Source organism: Brasilonema angustatum (assembly GCF_059505445.1).
The window spans coordinates 24,475-41,513 of sequence record NZ_JCACKO010000049.1; the positions used below are offsets into that span (position 1 = coordinate 24,475).

Here is a 17,039-nt window from a genome sequence, read left to right on the forward strand (position 1 = left end):
TTATCCCTAGGTTAAAAAAAATAAAAGTATCAAATAGTGTTAGTATGTTGTTGCTTACAAGCCCAAACGTTGGCTTAGCAAACGAGGATGTCACTAGCTAATAGCTCTTTGTGGCTAGCTTTGATGATTGGAAATTCCCGACTGCATTGGGCGTACTTTACAGGCGATACGCTTATTTATGCTTGGGACACAGACTATCTTCCAGCAGATGTTATCCAGCGACTGTCTCAATCTCAAACGTTGAAGGATTTATTACTAGAGATTTTCCCAAACGATGAAGCAACTGGGAAAAAAAGTCCTCACTCCCTCTGTTCCTCCCCTCCTCCTGTAATCCTAGCGTCGGTTGTTCCCAGTCAAACCGCACTATGGCAAAGTTATCCTAATGTTCGTATCCTTACCTTAGACCAAGTTCCTATAAAGGGAATTTATCCCACACTCGGAATTGATCGTGCGTTAGCTTTATTGGGTGCTGGGCAGAATTGGGGTTTTCCTATACTGGTGATTGATGCGGGGACAGCACTAACCTTCACTGGTGCAGATGCTAACCAACATTTGGTTGGAGGCGCAATTCTTCCAGGACTCGGCTTGCAGCTTGCTACTCTTGCTGGAAAAACAGGACAATTACCAACAGTGGAGTTACCCCAGCAACTTCCTCACAGATATGCTCTAAATACGCCAGAAGCAATACAAAGCGGGGTTATTTACACTCTAGTTGCTGGGATCAAAGATTTTATAGAGGCTTGGTGGCGGGATTTTCCGCAAGGGAATGTTGTGATGACTGGGGGCGATCGCACTTTGCTAGTAAATTATATGCGATCGCCGCTGAAGGCTCCTAAAGGAGCATCGCAGTTTCCGGAAATTGTAGATAGTTTGAATGTTGAAGCGAATTTGATTTTTTGGGGAATGCAAAAAACACTTAAGAATTATCAGTAGTAAATTTCAGCATTATTTTTACTATTAATAAAATTGCGAATATCCCCAGCCACATCTGAGCTACAAGACTCTGGTAAATTATCCTCTGCGTTAGCGACTATTTTCAACTTTGCATGAGGGATATATTGAGCGTATAACTGACTCATGGCTATAGCTTCTTTGTTGTCTTTTTCACCTTGTAAAATTAAAACCGGGACTGTTATAAAGGATAATTCGTCGTGTAGCAATTCTGCTTGAATTTCTAGATGCTGACGTTGGAAGAGAAGCTCACAAGCTGTGGGATATTGCAGCATCACCTGATTAAACTGCCAATCCTGTTCAATTTGTTGATCCAAACCAAAGATTTTCATGATCGGACGAAATAGTCGCAACAATTGAAACACCAGTGGTGGACGGTTTACTATCCGCTGCATATTTTCCCAACGCTTTTTTTGCCCTTGTATTTCTACACCCTCTGGCGCTAGTAACACCAAACCGTTAATTTGTTCTGGATACTTCAAAGCATAACTAGCTGCAATCCAACCTCCAAGGGAATCTCCAACTAAGTATACCCTTTGTTGCTTTAAAGCCCGTTTTAAAGTGTGTAGGAGTTGTGCTAAACACTCCACTTGTAAATCAATGGAATAATGGACATTCGGAAAATCTGACTCGCCAAATCCCAGTAAATCTGGCGCGAAGCAATGGAAATCTTGTGCTAGCATCTCCATAGCGGATATCCACTGGCTGCTATCTTTCCAAGTACCATGTAAAAAAATAATCGGAGTTCCTTCTCCAATTTCACGCCAGAAAAGCATTCCTTGAGAAGTCTTTATCCGGGAGTTACGGAATATAGAATGCATATTTAAGAATTTAATGTAAGCGTTATATTAAATATATTTTGATTTGATATTGACAGTTATTGCTAATACAAGACTGCGGAAATAAAGTGAAAATTCAAACTTAGCTAAAAGCTTGCGAGATCAGCTATATTTTTGAATTTTAAGATAAGTAAGAGCCCCTGCTTCCAGCGCTCTGAACTCCGATGATTTTGAATTGCCAAAGCTGTACTAGATTGTTACTATAAATTCATTTTATTTTCAGCGAACTACTAACTCTTAACTATAGCTCAATACGGTTCGGTTAAAGCAAAAAACACCAAACCAATGTAGATCAAGTTTCACTTACATTTTTTCTACTTAATTATTAGTCTCAAAAAACACTCTTGAGGGAGCGAAGAAGTGAGGAAGGTGTTTGTGTCATTCATAACGAGTTGCAATCGCTCCCTGTGGGGCTGTCTTAACTGAAGCGTATGGAATCATCATGAAAGTAGGTACATCAACATTGAAAAATGTAAAATAGAGTTTTGGCGATTATAGCTGTCGCCAACTCTATTAGGACATATAGCAAGGAACGCTTAACGCTTAACGCTTAACGCTTAACAGGGAGCAGGGGTGTGAAAGTCTGGTGATGTCCGTGTTTTCTCATTAGTTCATGTGCTAATCTACCGATGTAAAGGAATGTCTAACTATTTGGTGATAGTTTCCAGCCCTTACCCGCTGCACGTTAGCCTTGTGGGCGTGGGCTTGCGCTAACGCTCGATTCGTGCGCTTTGCGCTTAGGTAATGACATTTTACGTTTAATTAAGTTGAGCTACTTATGATTACGCTAACGTTGTCAAGCCATCTAAATAGTCTTGCAACTGGCGACTATGATCATGAGACATCTGTCCCGGAGGTAACGAATCCAGTGGAAAAGCCTGGATTTCCATGACTTCCAAAGTATCTTGAATTTCCATTTTTCCTTGGACTATTGCTTCAGCTACAATACAAATTGAATGAATTCTAGGATCACGATCTGGTGCGGAGTAGACACCAACTAAACGTCGAATTGATAGCAGTTCTAGTCCTGTTTCTTCCATCAACTCTCGTCGGATAGCATTAGGAACATCCTCTCCCCAGTCCACTATACCTCCAGGTAATGCCCATAAACCGTTGTCGCGCCGCCGGATCAGCACAATTCGACCATCCGGTAAAATAGGGATTATGCTCGTACCAGTAATGGGATGACGGAAGATAATACCCAGTACGGTTTGCCCAATGCGCCATAAGTTACGTGTGGACTGAACAGCCACTGCAAAAAAAGCAAGAATGTTCAATTTTAAAATCTTTGGCTTGTAGTGTAGAGTTTCCCCACCATTCACATTTTTTCAACTGAAATGTTGAGTTGCGTACGATACAACAATGTTTGTGGTTTGGGATTTCATTCTAACGATTAACGTAGAATTAATGTAGATTCTAGCATTTACTTAAACTCAGAGTCCTGTACGTCTGAATACATAGATTTCTGACTCCAGCAAATTTTTAACTTCTAGCAAAAACACTATACTTGCTCTAATGACAAGTAATTCTCATAATTTTGATTTCTTCTATTCCTTGCCTGAATAAACCAAGAGTTTTGCAATACAAGGATTCTATAGTGTGCTTTACCAAGTGTAAGCATCGCTATGATTTTACATATTATTAGTTTGTCTTTTAACTTATAATATGCTACACTAGCGTACCGTCTAAAATTATTAAGTTGCAAAACTAGGCTAAATTTATATAAGTAATACCAATACCTGTTATTGCCTACAATCAGCCTAGAAGTAGCTTTTTTGTTGTTTATTAATGAGGTGAACATGGCTAAGCGCCGTAATCCCAAGAAAGAAAAGGCGCTACGGAACCAGGCGTATGCCCGAAAGTTTCGTAAACGGACTACAACGGGACGTTTCCAAAGAAGGTTCCAACAAAGACCGCCGAAGAATGAAGAGGATGAGGGCGCAGCATCAATTGCTGCTGCTGAATAAGTTCTCTGTGAGAATTTATTTTGCCTGATCGCTTTTTAAGGTGTGAGGGCGTACATTATGTACGCCTTTGTAGGTTATTTAGCAGTCATTTGGGCGCGGGCGCTAAGGAGTGCGCCTTTGACTTGTGCAAAGCCTGTGCCACCGTAGCTATTACGAGCTGCAACCACTTGCTGGGGTAAAATTGCCTGGTAAATGTCTTCTGCAAATACTGGATGAAGTTGTTGCCACTCCTCCAAGCTCAAATCTTTGAGGAGTTTTCCGGCAGCAATACTGGTTTTGACGACTTTTCCCACAAGATTGTATGCTTCTCGGAAAGGAACACCCCGTGCAGCAAGATAGTCTGCTACATCAGTAGCATTAGAAAAGTCTTCTGCGACAGCTTCTGCCAAGCGCTGAGTACGAAATTCTAAACCTTCTCGAAGTAAAACTGTCATTGCTTCTAAACAAGCTTTGAGTGTGACGACACTATCAAATAAACCTTCTTTGTCCTCTTGCAGGTCTTTGTTGTAAGCCAAGGGTAGCCCCTTCATCATGACCAACATTGCCTGAAGATGACCAAATACACGTCCAGTTTTCCCGCGCACCAATTCCGGTACGTCGGGGTTCTTTTTTTGGGGCATAATGCTGGAACCTGTCGCGCAGCTATCGTTAAGAGTCACAAAGCTAAATTCCTCTGATGCCCAAAGAATGACTTCTTCTGATAGACGACTGAGGTGAACCATAATCAGACTAGCAGCACAGAGAAATTCGATCGCAAAATCGCGATCGCTCACTCCATCAAGACTATTTGCATAAACTCCCTCAAAATCCAAAAGTTTTGCTGTATAGTGGCGGTCTATAGGGAAAGTCGTTCCTGCCAAAGCACCGCACCCCAATGGTGAAATATTAACTCGATGAGAAACATCTCCTAAACGTTCCCAGTCACGTTGCGCCATATGAAAATATGCCAGCAAATGATGAGCTAAACTCAAAGGTTGGGCACGTTGCAGGTGAGTATAACCAGGAATCAGCGTTTCAACGTTTTTTTCAGCGATATCAAGTAATACTTGTTGAAATTCTCGCAATTGGTTGCGGATTTGTTGAATTTGGTCGCGGAGATAGAGTCTAGTATCAGTACCTACTTGGTCATTGCGGGAGCGAGCAGTGTGTAACTTTTTACCTAAGTCGCCAACAATTTCCACAAGACGCCGCTCAACAGCAAAATGTACGTCTTCTGCTTCGATACCTGGGTGAAATTTGTCTTGGCGATATTCCTGACGAATTTGCTCTAAACCTGTAACGAGTTGCTCTCCTTCTTCCTGAGAAATGATACCGGTGTGAGCTAGCATTTTGGCATGAGCTTGAGAGCCAGTGAGGTCATACTCAATTAATTCAATGTCAAAATTAATACTTGCATTAAACAGAGCGATCGCAGGATGTAGTGCCGATTCAAACCGTTGACTCCAAGTTTGTTGTTTTGTCATGAGTGTGGGAAAATTGTGAAGTTAACTAAACTCTCCAATTATGGTTGCCATCGGTAGAAATAGTGAGAGTTCTTGATCTTGAAAAGGAATAAACTCATACTTGAGATAAAATTCCCTTGCCTGAAAATCAATAGCATCGACTCTCACAGCATATACCCCAATTTCTTGAGAAGCACGAACACCACGGTAGAGAGCATCGGTTAACAATTCCCCTCCCAAACCTTGTCCTTTCACTGGATGATCTACAGCTAATCTCCCAATTAGTATCGCTGGAATTGGATAGGCAGGCATTCCACGTTGATAAGATTCCGGTAAAGACTCGTACTCAATGACACTGGCGCTGACAGTATAATATCCATCAATTTTCAAACTTTCCGATGCCGGAATTGCCACAAATGTTTTGGCAACTCCCTTATTATGATTTTGCCGCGCATATTTTTTGAGATAATCATTCAAAATCGGATAACCGCAATCAAAAGAATCTCTCTGATGTTTTTTTTCAATTGGTACAAAAGTCCATCTCGCCTCCCTATCACTTGTCATACTTCTTTCTATATTTGTGGATAGCAGATTTGAGTTTTCCTTTGAGTTCTGGCGGATTTTCTATTACTGACATAAACAAATCTCTGTCACGATTAGACAGCACTAGCCTTTCATTAGTATCTATATCTTGTTTAGCGGCGGGCAAAACATGAAACAGTGTATAAGCACTCAAAGAAATTCCTTTGAGACTTGCAGCACGTTCTAATAGTTCTTTTTGTTCTTGGGTGACTCGTAAATCGATGCGACAATCTTTTGCAGATGATAGTTCTGACATGACTAATTCCTAGCTTCAGCTTAGTCTTTATTTACAGTATAAGTAATAGTGGCGGACAATGTACACACAAAACGTCCTACTTCCTTAATTTATAAGCTGTACGCACAATTTGCCCCGCCAAGACTGCTGCACCAAAACCATTATCAATATTCACTACACCCACACCTGCTGCACAAGAGTTGAGCATTGTCAACAGTGGCGCTAAACCTCCAAAACTTGCGCCGTAACCAATGCTAGTGGGAACAGCGACAACAGGACAATCTGCCAAACCTGCAACTACGCTAGGTAAAGCGCCTTCCATCCCCGCTACAACAATCAAGACTGACGCTGATTCAATAACATGGCGGTTATTTAGTAAACGATGAATTCCTGCAACTCCCACATCCCAAAGACGCTGTACATGGAAACCAGAAAGTTCTGCAGTGACAGCAGCTTCTTCTGCAACAGCTAAATCAGCAGTGCCAGCAGAAAGAATCCCAATTGTGCCAGGATACTGTGGTTCAATGGTAGGAGGAGTAATTGCACAAATTCGCGCCAAGTTGTAGTAGCGCAAACCTTGAACTTTTGTTTCCAGTGTGGCGAAAACATCTGGTTCTATGCGCGTCGCCATCACCACTGAGTTACGCTGGCGCATGACTTCCATAATTTGAGCAATTTGATCAGGAGTTTTGCCTAGTCCCCAAATCACTTCAGGAAATCCTGTTCTTAAGGCGCGATGATGGTCAACTTTGGCAAAATCGCCTACAGGTTCATAGGCTAAGTGTCTGAGTTTTTCTAGTGCTGTATCTGGAGTTACGTTACCATTGGCAACGGATTCTAAGAGCGATCGCAAAGATTTATCATCTGTCATTTGTCCTTTGTCCTTTGTCATTTGTTAGTTGTTATTTGCTTGTTAATGGTTATAGGAGTTTGTAAAATGCAAATGTTGGTATTTAATATATACAGTAGTTTCAAGTCAACAAAAATTTCTGTTATATCAGGAAACAGCTTAACGCTTACGTTAAATCGCAATTGTCCTGTTTTGCTGTTTTACATACCCTAAAATTATAGAAAATATAACTCCAAAACAAATTTTTATCAGCGTCTTAATACCTGATTACATTCTCCGGGCAACAAAAATGACCGAGGATGAATTAAAGTTGGAGATTGCTATCATGCTCTACAAGCAGGAAAAAATTAGTAGTGGCAAAGCCCGTGCTTGGACTGGACTGACAGTGATTGAATTTCAACATGAACTTGCTAAGCGCGGACTCTCTATCAACTATGATGTGCAGGATTTCCAGTCGGATGTCAGAACACTGCAATCGATGGGGTTGCTGTGATTGTTGTTAGCGATACATCGCCTATTACGAATCGCTGCGGACATACCTTGAAATTTTTACGCCGACTTACTTATGCTGTGAATAACTGAGACTTATTCTGCAACTTTAATTTCATATTTATTCCATAACGCTCCTCTTTGAGAACCGAGAGCAGAGAATTTGACATTTTGTAGGCGATCGCGCACTGCTGCTAATGATAAAGGATTGACCAAGTAAATGAAAGGTAGATATTCTTGCGAGATACGTTGCGTTTCGGCGTAAATCTCCTTACGCTTGTTTTGGTCAAACTCCTGCGCTGCTTTTATATAAAGACGACCAATTTCCGCTTCCCATTCCGGAACTTCCCTTCCAATCAGCGGTTCTCGTCCTGGTAGTGGTTTTTGGTTGAAGACGTGCAAGCCACCATCAGGTGTCCAGACATTTGCTCCATCATGTGGTTCTGCTCCTCCAATAAAGCTTCCAACGTAAGATTCCCAATCGAAGGTATTAGAAAGTTTGTCTGTGAGGGTATTAAAAGTCATTGGGTTAAAATCAACTTGAATACCAATTTTACTTAAGTCTTGCTTTATTTGTGCCCCCATTGTCACACGGGTTTTATTTTCAACATTAGTTAACAGAGTGAAGCGTACACGATTCCCGTCAGCATCTAACAATTGGTTTCTGGTATTATATTTGAAACCGGCATTTAAGAGTAATTCTTTCGCTTTTTCTGGATTGTCATCATAAATTTTTACATCTTTATTTGGAGGAGTATAAAAGGGGCTTTGAGGGTCAATGGGCGAATTATGTATTGTCCCAATTCCTCGATATACGTTGATCAGCATTGCTTTTCGGTCAATAGTATGAGCAATTGCTTGCCGAAATCCCAATGTATTAAACCAACGAGATTTTATAGGGTTAATAAGAGGCTGTCCGTTTCGCCGACCTTTATTTAAATTGAAGGAAATAAAATTGGTAGTAAATTCTGGACCACCATTGTAAATCGTAAACTTTCCTCTTTTTTCTTCTCGCTTCAACAAAGAAAAGTTTTCCGGAGTCACCGCAACTGTATCTAATCCACCAGAACGAAATTGTAGAATCATCGTATCGGAAGATTCAATAATTTGCCAAATAATTCGCTCGGTATAAGGCAATTGATTACCTTGGCTATCTTTACGCCAGTAGTGAGAATTACGCCTAAACACGACACGTTGACTAGGAACGTAACGTTCTATTTTATAAGGACCATTAACAATAATTTTGGCAGGTTCAGTACCTGTTCCCCAAGTCGAGAGAAATAGAGGATTTCCCTTGGCATCTTGAGATTGAAGAGATGCTTCTAAGGCATGTTTTGGCAAGATCCCAACTGAATTTGTTGATGATCCACTTGTTGTATAGAGAAAAGGTGAAAACGGTTCAGGAAATGTAAATTCAACTCGACGATTATCTATTTTTCTTATTTTGGGGAAAGCCGCACTGGAACCGATTTTAAGTCCATCTTTCCAATCAGTAGGAATTTTGGGATTAAAAATAATATCTTGATAGGTGAAGATGACATCATCAGCAGTCAGTGGTTCGCCATCAGACCATTTTAAATTCTCGCGCAGAGTAAAAGTAATCAGTTTTTTATCATCAGAAATTTTCCAAGATTCAGCTAAGGCTGGCTCAATTTTGCCCGTCATACCGTTAAGGGTTGTTAGTCCTTCAGCGGTAAACAAAAAAACGTGAGGATACTCTTGATTGAAGGCGTAGTTAAAGGTTTTTGGATCACCTAAAGTTGTAGTAACCCATTGGGATGCTTGCGCCGCCTGAGTTTTAAAATTGGCTGGGTTGCAGCTGGTGAAAATGAGCTGACAAGTCAGCCAGAGAGTTAATATCAGAAAAATTGAAAGCCAGCGACGCCGAAATGGAAAAAAGACAAACATCATGAAACAGATACTATAGGAATCCGGTTTGATTTGGTGAACAGCTCGTCAGGGCGCTTAACAGGGAAAAAGCAATACAGGTATACTGAGTTTTTTTCAAAAATCAAATAGGAGTCCTATATAATCTTCTGGCAATCATACACCTTATAAAGCTTCCGCTGGGTTGTTAGTCCTTCAGCGGTAAACAAAAATTGGTTGCTTTTATATTTTGCAGCCTGAATTTAGCCCAACCTATACACAACTAGTTTTCTGTAACTTTGATTTCATGAATGTTCCAGAATGGCCCGCCAAGAGCAGAGTATTTGATACCTTGGAAGCGATCGCGCACCGCCGCCAATGAATAGACATTAACCAGGTAAATAAATGGTAGATATTCCTGGGAAATCTGTTGAGTTTTGGCATAAATCGCTTTCACTTTAGCTTCGTCAAACTCTTGTGTAGCTTGGATATAAAGCTTCCCAATTTCTGCTTCCCAAGGAGCCACCTCCCAACCTTGAATGGGCTTTTGTCCTGGTTGGGGTTTCTGATTAAACATATGTAATCCGCCTTTAGGTGCCCAAATATTGGCACCATCATTTGGTTCTAGCCCGCCAGTGAGTCCCATCAGAGCAGCTTCCCAGTCCAAGGTGTTAGAAGTTTTGTCGGTGAAAGCACTCCATGCCAATGGGGTAAAATCAACTTGAATACCGATTTTGCTTAAGTCTTGTTTAATTTGCGATCCGAGTGCCTCACGGATTTTATTTCCTGCATTGGTGACCAAAGTGAAGCGGACGCGGTTCCCTTCAGAATCAAGTAGCTGACCTCTGTCGGTATACTTAAATCCTGCTTTCAGTAGCAGTTCCTTCGCCTTTTTTGGATTGTAGTTATAAACTTTCAGCCCTTCTTTCGCCGAAAGGTAATAGGGACTTTGCACGGAAATTGGAGAATTTTGCACTTCTCCCAAACCACGAAAAGTATTGTTAATCATCGTTTGGCGATCAATTGCATAAGCTATAGCCTGCCGAAATTCTACAGTATTGAACCAACGCGACTTTACTGGATTGACCAACGGCTTGCCGTTCCTTTTACCTTTATTTAGATTGAACCAAACAAAATTAGTACCAGCGGCTGGGCCACCATTGTAAATTGTGAATTTACCTTGTTTTTCTTGCCGCTTTAGCAAAGAAAAGAATTCTGGCGACACTCCTACAGAATCCAATCCTCCAGAACGAAATTGCACCAAGGAAGTATCTGTCGATTCCACAATTTGCCAAATCATGCGTTCAATATAAGGCTGGGCATTACCTTTATCATCCTTACGCCAATAGTAGGGGTTGCGTCGAAGCACCACACGTTGACTGGTTTCATAACGCTCTAGCTTATAAGGACCATTGACAATAATTTGGTCTGGAGGAGTATCAATGCGCCACTTTGATAAAAAAGTCGGTTTTCCCTCTGCATTTTTCGCTTTTACTGATTCTTGCAACGCATGGGCAGGCAAAATTGGATAACCTGTATTCGGCAGGAAAGGTCTAAAGGGTTCCGGTACGCTAAACTCAACGCGACGTTCATCTACTTTTCGCACAGTAGGTAGCTTACCACTTTCACCTATCCTCAAGGTGTCTCTGACATCCGTGGGAATCGCTTCATTGAGGTAAATATCGTTATAGGTAAAGACCACATCATCTACTGTGAGTGGCTGACCATCAGACCATTTCAAACCCTCACGCAGGGTAAAAACAATCCGTAGTTTGTCATCAGAAATTTGCCAAGATTCGGCTAGGGCTGGCTCGATTTTACCAGTGATTGAATTTTGGGTGATTAGCCCCTCAAAAGTTAATCCAAGAAGGGTTGCTGTTGATGCATCTTGATTGAGTGGGAAGTTAAAGGTTTGCGGATCACTGAGCATGCTGCGTACCAATTGCGGTACTTGAGCCGCTTGGCTTTTAAACTGACTGGGATTGCAGCCATTGAGGGCTAGTACTACGAATAGACCTAATGAGGCGAAAATCCAAGCACGTTGGAAAAGTTGTTTAAAAATGCCGGAATTCATATACTACTTTTTGTCTACTTCTTTCAACTCGTATATATTCCAAGCGTATCCTCTAGGAGAGGTCAAAACGGCAGAGTATTTTACGCCTTGAATAGTATTGCGTACCGCAACTAAAGCCAGCGTATTAACCAAGTGAACAAAAGGTACATATTCTTGTGCCAAACGTTGTGTTTCATTATAAATAGCTTTACGCTTCGCTTCATCAAATTCTCTTGCTCCTGCAATGAAGAGGTCTTCAATCTTCTTTTCCCAATCGGAAGCTTCCCAACCTTCTATAGGGGGTTGTCCTTTTTGGGGTTTCTGATTGAAAACGTGGAAGCTACCTTCTACAGTCCAAACGTTGTAACCATCATGTGGCTCAATACTGCCACTCATCCCTCCTAAATAACTCTCCCAGTCAAGGGTGTTAGAAATTTTGTCTCCCTGGACACTGAAGTCAACATATTGTAAATCAACTGTAATACCTATCTTGCTCAAATTCTGCTTGATCATAGGTGGGACTGAGGGTCTATTACTAGCAGGCGCTAACATTGTGTAGCGCACTTGATGACCATCGCTATCCAGTAACTGACCTTTGCTATCGTATTTAAATCCTGCTCCTAGTAAAAGTTGCTTAGCTTTTTCAGGATTGTACTCATAAGCTTTGAGACCTTGTTTGGGAGACAAGTAGTATGGACTGGGAGCAAAAACTGGTGAATCTTGGGTTTCACCCAATCCCCGCAGTTGGTTGTTAATTATGGTTCGACGATCAATAGCGTAAGCAACAGCTTGTCTAAAAGCAACGTTGTTAAACCAACGGGACTTAATCGGATCGACAAGAGGTTTGCCGTTGCGACGACCTTTGTTAAGGTTAAAAGCAATGAAACTTGTGCCAGTGTCAGGTCCTGCATTTTGGATGCTAAAGTTACCCCGTTTTTCTTCACGCTTGAGCAATTGGAAGGTTCCAGGACCAACTTCGAGTATATCTAAGCCTCCAGAACGAAACTGCATTAAACTAGTGTCGCCATTTTCTACGATTTGCCAGACAACACGCTCAATATATGGCTGCTGATTACCTTGTGCATCCTTACGCCAGTAGTATGGGTTACGCCGAAATACCAATCGTTGACTGGGTGCGTAGGTCTCAAGAGTATAAGGTCCATTCACAATTATTTTCTTGGGGTCTGTGTCTATTCCCCAAGTGGAGAAAAACACTGGTCTACCGTCGGCTCGATTGGTTTCTACTGCTTGGCGTAAGGCGTGTTCTGGTAAAATTGCTAGTTCTGCTGCAACTAATGCCAGAAAGGGTACATAGGGTTCTGGCATGACAAATTCTACTCGACGGTTGTCGAGTTTGCGGACTTTGGGAAAAGCCTTACTGATACCAATGCGGAGATTATCCTGAGAGTAGGTGGGAATGCGCTTGTTCATATAGATGTCGTTGAACGAGAAAACAACATCATCAGCTGTTAATGGCTTGCCATCCGACCACTTCAATCCCTCACGTAAGGTAAAGACATATCGCAGCTTATCCTCGGAAATTTCCCAAGACTGGGCTAAAGCAGGCTCAATCTTTTTCGTGACTCCGTTTAAAGCAGCTAAAGGCTCATAGGTAAAATTAAAGATATTGGGAGTCGTTTGGTTGAGAGCCGCGTTAAAGGTTTGAGGATTACTCCCAGTAGCGATAACCAGCTGTGGAACTTGTGCGGCTTGGGTTTTAAACTGACTAGGATTGCAGCCATTGAGGGCTACTACTACCAAAAGACCCAGTAAAGCGACAATCCAACTACGTTGGAAAAGTTGTTTAAAAATACTAAACTTCATAAATCTTAATGACTACTGTTACTTAATTTAGTAGTCCTTTCTAGGACTTTTAGTTCGTGAAGATTCCAGAGCAAGCCGTCTAAAATCGATATTCGGATACTGCTGCTTGGATTCTAAAATTTGCTGGATTACAAGGTACGACAGCCCGGAGCGCTAAACAATGCAAGCAATACTACCACCAACAATTGACGCAAGATAAGATAAAACATAAAGTTGTATTTCAAATACAGTCCGAAAACTGATATTGTATCTAAATTGAAGAATATTTTAATGCTGCTGTTGCAGTTATTTACGCCAATAAAGCCTGCTTATGCAGGCTTTTACGTAAAAAAGCAAGCCACAACAGACTTTGTTTAGCTATCGCCACAAACTTGTTGCAGTGTGGAAAAAAATTCTGGGTAAGATACCGCTGCTGCTTCTGCACGCTGGATAATCGTTTGACCAGAAGCTTTGAGAGATGCGATCGCCAAACTCATCGCAATCCGGTGATCTGTATGACTATCAACCTCAGCACCCGATAGAAAGGTTCCGCCAGTAATTTCCATACCATCAGGTAATTCTGTTACCTTTGCCCCCATTTTGTTGAGTTGCTGTGCTGTGACAGCAATGCGATCGCTCTCTTTGACCCTTAACTCAGCAGCGTCTTGAATGATTGTTGTTCCTTCAGCAAAAACCGCCGCCACTGCCAAAATTGGTATTTCATCAATCAACCTAGGGATAATATCACCAGAGATAGTGCAACTTTTCAAACGACTGGAACGCACTCGTAAATCAGCGACTGGTTCCCCAGCCACCTCCCGCTGATTTTCTTGTTGGATATCTGCCCCCATCATCGCCAAGGCTTCTAAAATGCCTGTGCGGGTTGGATTTACTCCAACATTTTCAATAACCAGTTCAGAATCTGGTACAATTGCCCCAGCGACTAACCAAAAAGCTGCGGAACTTATATCGCCTGGAACAATCACTGTTTGCCCGTAAAGTTGAGTAGGCCCAGTGATTGTCACACTGTTCGTTTGGTGGTCTGTAACTAAATTTGCCCCAAATGCCCGTAGCATGCGTTCGCTGTGATCGCGTGAAAGTGATGGTTCTGTGACAATCGTTTTTCCCTCTGTCGTCAAACCTGCAAGGAGAATGCAAGATTTTACTTGGGCAGAGGCGATGGGGGAATTGTAGTGAATAGGTTTGAGGGACTTTCCTTGAACTGCTAAGGGTGCAAGTGTATTACCTTTTCGTCCCCAAATTTGAGATCCCATTTCTTGTAATGGTTTGATAACACGGGACATGGGACGCGATCGCAAGGAACTATCACCTGTCACGGTAAAAAAGCGCCCAGCATGAGATGCCAAAAGTCCTAGCATCAGGCGTATCGTTGTTCCAGAGTTACCAGCATCTAAGACATCAACTGGTTCTTGTAAGTTTCCTAAACCGATGCCTTTAACCCGCACCAATTCCGTATTCAACTCCGAAATTTCTGCCCCCATAGCTTGGAAACAGCTAGCTGTGCTACGGGGATCTTCTCCCAAAAGTAGACCGGAAATCTGGGTTTCGCCTTCGGCTATTGCGCCCAGCATCAAAGCTCTATGGGAGATAGATTTATCACCTGGAACACGGATGCGACCTTGTAGAGATAGAGAAGCAGCAGGCTCAATAATTAAGTTTTGAGAAGCGTTCTCCCTCTTTTCTACGGTTATAACAGAAGCTGACATTAAGATAAACTGGCGTTGACTGCGCTAGTATCGTATCGCTTTCTTTGCTCCTCCTGCTCTACTAATCTTTATCAATTTCTTCTTGTAACTCATCTCATTGATTGGCTTTCTGCCCTTATCGCTGCCATGCTTACTCACCATCGCAAGCCCGTGTACCTATCACTTATTTCCACAGATCTACCAGTTTGGTCTGTTGTGGAAACTGCCGCGACACTCTACCAAAAAGATCGCGACAGATTCCACCTACTTTTGTCAGCACCACCTGTAAAAGACTCTCAAAACGTAGACGACTCTCTGCTGACAGACAACACACTTTGCCAAGAACAAAGTAGCACTCAAGTCCCTAGTGGTCCGCGAGTACTATGGCTGGAGATTTCCCCTTACAGAGTGACTATGACTATGCAAGGAAATGGTCAGTTAAGTTATCGTCACTTTTGGGAACAGGGAGTTTACGGCATTACTCGCTATTGGTTACCTGTTGAATCATTACAACCTAGCGAACCCATTCGTTTACGAAATTTCACCCGCAGCCTAACACTCGACGGACACCCCTTACCAAAGCATCTACGAGTGGAGTACGAATTGTGGGCAGGAAAAATTCAACTAGGATCTTACGTCCTTAGTTTAGAAATAAAACAGTAAAGGTAAATAATAAAAATCCTCCTTTGCAATTATTTCTCCTTTGTTAAGGAGGATTTTTATCAGTTATCAATTATCAATTATCAGTTATCAGTTATTACTGTTCACTGTTCTGTGTGAGGCTGTAAGTGTTCTTTAACCAAAATAACTAGGTTCATTTCCAGGTTTCCACTTAATATTACAACCAATACTGGGTATTTGGTTGGCTGTAACTCGTTGACCTGACAATACCGCGTCAATAGCTGCGCGTAGATCTCTACCTGTTACAGGTTTGCCATTACCAGGGCGACTATCATCTAATTGTCCTCGATAAACAAGTTGACGCCTGTCATCAAAGAGAAAGAAATCTGGTGTGCAAGCTGCTGTGTAAGCTTTTGCAGTTTTTTGGCTTTCGTCGTAACAAAAAGGAAATTTAAAATCAAGTTCTATCGCCATTGCCCTTAAAAATTCTGGATCATCATCTCGATAATTGTTGACATCATTGCTGCTGATGGCAACAATTCCTAAACCATTATGAACGTAATCTTTTCCCAACTGCGCCAATTCGACCTTCACGTGCCTTACAAACGGGCAATGCTGACAAATAAACATCACAAGTAAAGCTTGTTTATCAGCAAAAGTCGAAAGCGAAATCGTTTCTTGATGTACCACATCCGATAGATGAAAATCTGGCGCTTTAGTACCTAGGGGTAACATTGTTGAAGCAGTTAAAGCCATAATCCTAATATATTTTTCCGCAAGACTGAATCATATCGATTTCAATATACCAATTGTTTGTAATTAATAAAACCTTTTCACAGATGATAGTTTCTGTGTATTGTTAATATATTTTGATTTAAGAAACATTTTTTCAAGTTAACGGAAATGACGTGACTGTGGTTGATTTTGAAGCCTATATGGGGAACGAGGCGCATTACTTCGCAAAAGGAGCAAAGGAATACTGAGAATTCCAAAAATAATGACTACTCCAGCCATTACCCAAACAGTAAACTTACTAGGTTGATAGTTCCCTTCTTCAATTTGGGAAAAAACTTGGTTATATCGCCACACTGCTAAAAGTAAAGTAAGAATACCAAATATTACCAAACAAATACCCAAATTTTCTGAGGTGAAAAAAGGATGTGGTGCTGGTTCGTGTTGCTGTTGAGTCAGAGAGAAATTAAGCTGGCGTATAAATAGACCAAATCTAGCAATAGCAAAACCAAAGCCAATTAGTGATATGGAAGTGCGTAGCCAAGCTAAAAATGTCCGCTCGTTTGCTTGATGCTCCCTTTGACGATCAATTTTGGGCATTTTGCTCATAATCTACCAGTTTTTTCCTGTTTCACCCACAACAGAACACTACCGTATTATGTCCTCATAAATACTCCCTCTGACGGGTAGCTTTTACAGAGGTAGAGAAAACACAGCTGTTGGTAGAATCTGAGATCTTGCACCATTATCAATCACCGTAGGGTGGGCACTGCCCACAACGTAAAAATAAGGTTTTGAGCGAACTCTAGGCAGTGCCCACCTTACAAAAATTGCAATAACGCAACTGCTGCAAGATGTGAGCGCCCAAAGGGCGCGATTACACGCCCACAATAAATGAAAGAA

The 17,039-nt window shown here is 41.7% G+C and carries 16 protein-coding genes and 1 pseudogene; 4 read left to right on the forward strand and 13 right to left on the reverse strand.

All coding sequences use genetic code 11. The features are described 5' to 3' along the window. The first annotated feature begins 87 nt into the window (after positions 1 to 87). Positions 88 to 933 (forward strand): pantothenate kinase, encoded by an 846-nt coding sequence (locus tag AC5JM2_RS11205; RefSeq protein WP_495834957.1) that lies wholly within the window; start codon positions 88 to 90, stop codon positions 931 to 933. Here the strand turns inward: AC5JM2_RS11205 and AC5JM2_RS11210 are convergent. Together AC5JM2_RS11210 and AC5JM2_RS11215 are read right to left on the reverse strand one after the other, a co-directional pair. Continuing rightward, positions 927 to 1,772, reverse strand: a complete 846-nt coding sequence (locus AC5JM2_RS11210) for an alpha/beta fold hydrolase (RefSeq protein WP_495834958.1) — start codon at positions 1,770 to 1,772, stop codon at positions 927 to 929. The two genes, AC5JM2_RS11205 and AC5JM2_RS11210, sit on opposite strands and share 7 nt — an antisense overlap. An 800-nt stretch (positions 1,773 to 2,572) precedes the next feature. Beyond that, a complete protein-coding gene (locus AC5JM2_RS11215; protein ID WP_169262935.1) occupies positions 2,573 to 3,067 on the reverse strand; it encodes an NUDIX hydrolase in 495 nt (164 codons plus the stop codon). A 522-nt stretch (positions 3,068 to 3,589) separates the two neighbouring features. Between AC5JM2_RS11215 and AC5JM2_RS11220 the strand changes: the two genes are divergently transcribed. Then, positions 3,590 to 3,757 carry an Asl3888 family RNA-binding protein gene (locus AC5JM2_RS11220; protein ID WP_169265640.1) on the forward strand — a complete coding sequence of 56 codons (168 nt, stop codon included), beginning with the start codon at positions 3,590 to 3,592 and terminating at the stop codon, positions 3,755 to 3,757. A 74-nt stretch (positions 3,758 to 3,831) separates the two neighbouring features. Here AC5JM2_RS11220 and argH read toward each other — a convergent pair whose 3' ends face one another. The 4 genes from argH to larB all read right to left on the reverse strand — a co-directional run bounded on the left by argH (position 3,832) and on the right by larB (position 6,887). Beyond that, on the reverse strand, positions 3,832 to 5,220 hold the full coding sequence (argH, locus tag AC5JM2_RS11225; protein ID WP_495834959.1) for an argininosuccinate lyase: 1,389 nt from the start codon (positions 5,218 to 5,220) through the stop codon (positions 3,832 to 3,834). Positions 5,221 to 5,241: 21 nt separating this feature from the next. Continuing rightward, the gene (locus tag AC5JM2_RS11230) at positions 5,242 to 5,763 is read right to left on the reverse strand and encodes a GNAT family N-acetyltransferase (RefSeq protein WP_495834960.1); all 522 of its coding nucleotides are present in this window, start codon (positions 5,761 to 5,763) and stop codon (positions 5,242 to 5,244) included. After that, positions 5,753 to 6,037, reverse strand: coding sequence for a type II toxin-antitoxin system TacA family antitoxin (locus AC5JM2_RS11235; protein ID WP_495834961.1), 285 nt, complete (start codon positions 6,035 to 6,037; stop codon positions 5,753 to 5,755). The genes AC5JM2_RS11230 and AC5JM2_RS11235 overlap by 11 nt, the downstream gene beginning before the upstream one ends. Before the next feature lie 76 nt (positions 6,038 to 6,113). Beyond that, positions 6,114 to 6,887, reverse strand: a complete 774-nt coding sequence (gene larB / locus AC5JM2_RS11240; RefSeq protein WP_495834968.1) for a nickel pincer cofactor biosynthesis protein LarB — start codon at positions 6,885 to 6,887, stop codon at positions 6,114 to 6,116. Between the two features lie 238 nt (positions 6,888 to 7,125). Between larB and AC5JM2_RS11245 the strand changes: the two genes are divergently transcribed. Continuing rightward, positions 7,126 to 7,359 (forward strand): UPF0175 family protein, encoded by a 234-nt coding sequence (locus AC5JM2_RS11245; protein ID WP_495834969.1) that lies wholly within the window; start codon positions 7,126 to 7,128, stop codon positions 7,357 to 7,359. A gap of 92 nt (positions 7,360 to 7,451) precedes the next feature. Here AC5JM2_RS11245 and AC5JM2_RS11250 read toward each other — a convergent pair whose 3' ends face one another. From AC5JM2_RS11250 to aroA, 4 genes are all read right to left on the reverse strand, one after another. Next, entirely contained in the window at positions 7,452 to 9,266 is a 1,815-nt protein-coding gene (locus tag AC5JM2_RS11250; protein ID WP_495834962.1) for an ABC transporter substrate-binding protein, read from the reverse strand. A 238-nt stretch (positions 9,267 to 9,504) separates the two neighbouring features. Continuing rightward, positions 9,505 to 11,295, reverse strand: coding sequence for an ABC transporter substrate-binding protein (locus tag AC5JM2_RS11255; RefSeq protein ID WP_495834963.1), 1,791 nt, complete (start codon positions 11,293 to 11,295; stop codon positions 9,505 to 9,507). Positions 11,296 to 11,298: 3 nt separating this feature from the next. Continuing rightward, positions 11,299 to 13,098, reverse strand: coding sequence for an ABC transporter substrate-binding protein (locus AC5JM2_RS11260; RefSeq protein WP_495834964.1), 1,800 nt, complete (start codon positions 13,096 to 13,098; stop codon positions 11,299 to 11,301). A 353-nt stretch (positions 13,099 to 13,451) separates the two neighbouring features. After that, entirely contained in the window at positions 13,452 to 14,804 is a 1,353-nt protein-coding gene (gene aroA / locus AC5JM2_RS11265) for a 3-phosphoshikimate 1-carboxyvinyltransferase (RefSeq protein ID WP_495834965.1), read from the reverse strand. A 126-nt stretch (positions 14,805 to 14,930) separates the two neighbouring features. Here aroA and AC5JM2_RS11270 point away from each other — a divergent pair, with 126 nt between their 5' ends. Continuing rightward, positions 14,931 to 15,446, forward strand: a complete 516-nt coding sequence (locus AC5JM2_RS11270) for a hypothetical protein (protein WP_495834970.1) — start codon at positions 14,931 to 14,933, stop codon at positions 15,444 to 15,446. A gap of 132 nt (positions 15,447 to 15,578) precedes the next feature. On the opposite strand, the gene AC5JM2_RS11275 is transcribed toward AC5JM2_RS11270, so the two are convergent. The 3 genes and pseudogenes from AC5JM2_RS11275 to AC5JM2_RS11285 all read right to left on the reverse strand — a co-directional run. Further along, positions 15,579 to 16,160 carry a thioredoxin family protein gene (locus AC5JM2_RS11275; protein WP_495834966.1) on the reverse strand — a complete coding sequence of 194 codons (582 nt, stop codon included), beginning with the start codon at positions 16,158 to 16,160 and terminating at the stop codon, positions 15,579 to 15,581. Positions 16,161 to 16,298: 138 nt separating this feature from the next. Beyond that, positions 16,299 to 16,745 carry a YidH family protein gene (locus AC5JM2_RS11280; RefSeq protein WP_495834967.1) on the reverse strand — a complete coding sequence of 149 codons (447 nt, stop codon included), beginning with the start codon at positions 16,743 to 16,745 and terminating at the stop codon, positions 16,299 to 16,301. Positions 16,746 to 16,829: 84 nt separating this feature from the next. Next, a pseudogene (locus AC5JM2_RS11285) lies at positions 16,830 to 17,039 on the reverse strand (hypothetical protein); the annotation flags it as partial.